This window comes from Pseudoalteromonas sp. Z1A6, from assembly GCF_011378745.1.
GTDB lineage: Bacteria > Pseudomonadota > Gammaproteobacteria > Enterobacterales > Alteromonadaceae > Pseudoalteromonas > Pseudoalteromonas arctica.
In genome coordinates, this window is the sequence record NZ_WTKW01000386.1 from 1 (window position 1) to 3,630 (window position 3,630).

Consider the following 3,630-nt stretch of genomic DNA (forward strand, 5'->3'; position numbering starts at 1 on the left):
GACGCAATTAATTGCGTCGACTTTTTTAGTTATGTAACAGCTATAAAAATATTTAGTTAAGCTGCAGCCACTTTTAAACAACTAATGCTGCTAATGAGCTGAGACTGCTTATCAAAATAATTAAAGCGTATAGTGTTACCAACTTTAATATGACTAATACTGACTGTCATTGCATCTTCTCTTTGCATATTTACACCATATTGGCCTTGATCAGCTTTGCTGTAATGAAATGCTAAAAACTGCTCACTTGCAGGATATCTTAAGTCAATAAATTGCTTAAATTGTTGTTTACGCTTTTGTGTAACTGTTTCTAGCTCAACGCCAGACGACGTTGCAAGCGATTCAACTTGGCAATCGATTAATTTTTTTGTGTCCCACCGAACAAAAGCGATGTGCCCATTATTTAGCGATAATTTATCCGGAAAAATACACAATTTAAAAGGCGCGTAACCCGATAAATCCATATTTTTTAATTGAGACAATGCAGGGGTATTATTGCTTAGTAAATGCGGGATTAAGAGGCCTCTGCTGTGCTTTACGGCAGTTATATCAAATGCACTTTGATAATCGTTTAATAAAGCTAATGTTTGCCCCCAATGCGATACACCAAGCCAAGTACCACCCCCTTGCGGATCGATAGGGTAAATTGCGTTATCTGTGTGCTTACTCGGGGCGATTGCCATTTCTCGCGTTTTTTGTTCATCACGATTAAAAAACAACTCGTAGCCATCATCAGTTAGAAAGTAACTTAAAGTGCACATATTAACTTTGCAGTGATTTTAATTGGCTTTGTTGGCTTTTTTCTCTCAAAAAAGTGGCTGTACTTGGTGCTAACCCAAAGTTCTGGTCGAATGATGCTTTTTGTGCAAAGGTAATTTGTGAAATCATCGCATAGTGATGTACTGCATGGCTTCCTACAAATATAAGCTCTCGTGCTAATGAGGTTGTTACAGTTTGTACATTTTTACTTTTAATTGATACTTCGCTTGAAAGTAACAGCGGTTTATTAAAATCATCTGGACTTAGCTGTTCAATCCACGATGCTATCTCGGCAATTTTTTTTATAGCTTCACAGGGGTTACTTTCAATATTACTGCCGCGTAGGCGACTATCGTAATCAATATTATTTATACCAAAGCCCGTCATTAAAGATTGGTAATGATCGATAATGTGGCGCATATGTGACCCAACTGAACTAATGAAATTAGGAGCAACGATTTGCGAATAATCCTCTTTAGTTACACTTTCAAGATAAGCATGTCCTTGAGCGAGTATTTCTAACTGACTATTTAACATTGAATCGGTTTTCCTCATTTATAATTTCGTCGTATATGCATACATAACGTTAGATAACATTTTGAATAATGCAATTTTGCATTGTATAAATAACTAGAAAGCTGTTCTTACAATAAAATTTCAAAATTTATGCAGTAATACATTTTTAAATACAAAAGTAATTAATGAAAAGCTAGATAATATAGAGAGGAATATTAGTAGATGTAAAAGCAAATGGCGCTCTCGGTAGGGATCGAACCTACAACTTAGCCTCCGGAGGGCCACGTGATATCCATTTCACCACGAGAGCACATTTGTTGCCGCCACACCAACTCGCGATATCAGTGCTTTAGCATCAGCAATGATAAAGAGATCTTTAAATAAATACCAGTAACATCAGCTTATATGCTTATTAATTAAACTCTTTTAAATAAAACACTTCACAATGGCTTAAAAACACGCTATTTATTCTTATTGAATAGGAAACAGTAACGGTTTAGTAACATTGAAACTATGATTGTCGCTGTGCGGATGGATTTAATACGAGGAAATAATGATGAGTTTAATGTCTACTGAGCAAGTTGCTGAATTTTTAGGTGTAAAAGTAGAGCGTGTAAAACGTCTCTCTAGAGAAAGTTTATTAATTGCTAAATCAGAAGATGAAAATGGTGAACCACAATTTGATACAGCCGAAGTAACAAAATACAAAGAGCTCGCCGAGCGCTTTGGTGGTCTTTAACATCTACAAAAAGTATTATTAACGAGTTTAGTTAGCTGCGCGCGTAACATTACAGATTTACTAGTTATGCTGCGCTCTTCATACCAGCCAATACATAACACTAAAAAAAACAGCTTATAATAATTCAGCTTATCCATTGAAGGATTAAACGTTTTTGTTTTATCGATACTATTTTTATAGTTATTTAACAATGCACTTTCACTGCTCTCATTAAGATTAAAGCTCACTGCAAGGGCTGACAAATCAAAATACACATCGTTAGTTTGTGCATATTCAAAGTCAATTAAATACATGCCTGAAGCATTTACAATAATGTTATCTTTTACTAAGTCGTTATGACAAAAGCCTCCATTAAATGACATAGCTGCAACGGCTTTGAGTGCCTTCTCTATTTGAGGTTTGTATTGCGTATATACGTGGGTGCTTTGATAAAAATGAAGCTCTTTAGCTATATCCATTGGCGCGGTAGACACTTTGTAATTGTGCACTTGAGCAAGTTTATTAATAAAGCAAAGCGTTATATCCGATTGCGCGCTCTTGCCTTCAATATAATTAAATACCGCACGACCGTTTTCTTTATCAAGCCAAATAGGCGCAGGGCATATATTAAAGTCACTTAAAAAGCGCTGCGCTTCAAGGCCGTCACTTGGCCAATGGCTTTTATAACACTTTAACAAATACCCTTGTTGCTCGGTACGTATTAAAAAATTATCGTTACTAAAGCCATTAAGTAATCGCTCGCTTGAAACAATGCTTGTAGGCTCTATAAACGCACTACACATTTTTACTAACTGAGTATGCTCAATCATTGATTAAAGCTGTGCTAGAGGCTTAGCTTGGCTTTGTTCGTACTCTTCGTACCAGGTTTTAAAGCCCCACGCTGCCATAATGGTATAAAATATAAAGAGTGCTAGCGTTGGGTAATAGCCTTTTTCGTAATATAAATACATAGAAGCGGCATCTATTACAATCCAGTACAGCCAGTTTTCGAGGACTTTTTTAGCCACTAAGTAAGTAGTTACTACGGCAAAACATGTTGTAAAACTATCAAGATAAGCAAAATCGGCATGAGTATAATTTTGCATAACGTAACCAATAACTATTGCAGCTACGGTTGTTAAACTAATTAAAACAGCATGACGGTTTATCGACCACGATGTAATATTTAAATTTGCAGCTTTGCCTTTACGCCATACAACCCAGCCAAATACAGCCATATACATATAATAAAAATTAAGTAACGACTCCATAAGTAATGCGCCATTCCAGTACATTATTGTATAAATGAGCGTGCTAAAAAATGCCGCAGGCCAACACCATAAGCTTTCTTTTATTGCTAATAATAAATAAGCCATCGACAACCCTACCGCAATATACTCCCAATGCGACATTGCTGTAAAACCACTTAAGGTTTGTGTTAAAAAGTCCATATTATGCAATTACCGTTTAGTTGTGCCGATTGTTATACCAATCTGCTTATATACGGGGTCTATTTAACGTTAAGAAAATTACGCTAGAACTAGGCAAAAATTTTTGTATCTAGTTGTTCTAAATAAAAAATTTTTAATGACGTTATAGTGCAATTTAATTCGTTAAATTGATCAAATATTTATGCA

General features: G+C 35.5%; 5 protein-coding genes and 1 tRNA gene. 1 reads left to right on the plus strand and 5 read right to left on the minus strand.

Going from position 1 to position 3,630, the window contains the following annotated elements:
• Positions 1–56: 56 nt before the first annotated feature.
• From GQR46_RS17500 to GQR46_RS17510, 3 genes are all read right to left on the minus strand, one after another.
• The gene (locus GQR46_RS17500) at positions 57–761 is read right to left on the minus strand and encodes an NRDE family protein (protein ID WP_165727262.1); all 705 of its coding nucleotides are present in this window, start codon (positions 759–761) and stop codon (positions 57–59) included.
• 1 nt (position 762) lies between these two features.
• Entirely contained in the window at positions 763–1,296 is a 534-nt protein-coding gene (locus GQR46_RS17505) for a DinB family protein (RefSeq protein WP_165727261.1), read from the minus strand.
• A gap of 214 nt (positions 1,297–1,510) precedes the next feature.
• A tRNA-Arg gene (locus tag GQR46_RS17510) sits at positions 1,511–1,585 on the minus strand.
• Positions 1,586–1,831: 246 nt separating this feature from the next.
• Here GQR46_RS17510 and GQR46_RS17515 point away from each other — a divergent pair.
• Positions 1,832–2,014, plus strand: a complete 183-nt coding sequence (locus GQR46_RS17515; RefSeq protein WP_007587299.1) for a hypothetical protein — start codon at positions 1,832–1,834, stop codon at positions 2,012–2,014.
• On the opposite strand, the gene GQR46_RS17520 is transcribed toward GQR46_RS17515, so the two are convergent.
• Positions 2,011–2,823: a phosphotransferase gene (locus GQR46_RS17520; protein ID WP_165741754.1), complete on the minus strand. Its 813-nt coding sequence runs from the start codon at positions 2,821–2,823 to the stop codon at positions 2,011–2,013. The genes GQR46_RS17515 and GQR46_RS17520 overlap by 4 nt on opposite strands.
• 3 nt (positions 2,824–2,826) lie before the next feature.
• Positions 2,827–3,444 (minus strand): nicotinamide riboside transporter PnuC, encoded by a 618-nt coding sequence (gene pnuC, locus GQR46_RS17525; protein WP_007587303.1) that lies wholly within the window; start codon positions 3,442–3,444, stop codon positions 2,827–2,829.
• Positions 3,445–3,630: the final 186 nt, after the last annotated feature.

Bases quoted from the DNA above. Each gene is read 5' to 3' on its own strand.
- GQR46_RS17520 (WP_165741754.1), bottom strand. From the start codon at position 2,823: ATGATTGAGCATACTCAGTTAGTAAAAATGTGTAGTGCGTTTATAGAG.
- GQR46_RS17500 (WP_165727262.1), bottom strand. From the start codon at position 761: ATGTGCACTTTAAGTTACTTTCTAACTGATGATGGCTACGAGTTGTTT.
- pnuC (WP_007587303.1), bottom strand. From the start codon at position 3,444: ATGGACTTTTTAACACAAACCTTAAGTGGTTTTACAGCAATGTCGCAT.
- GQR46_RS17515 (WP_007587299.1), top strand. From the start codon at position 1,832: ATGAGTTTAATGTCTACTGAGCAAGTTGCTGAATTTTTAGGTGTAAAA.
- GQR46_RS17505 (WP_165727261.1), bottom strand. From the start codon at position 1,296: ATGTTAAATAGTCAGTTAGAAATACTCGCTCAAGGACATGCTTATCTT.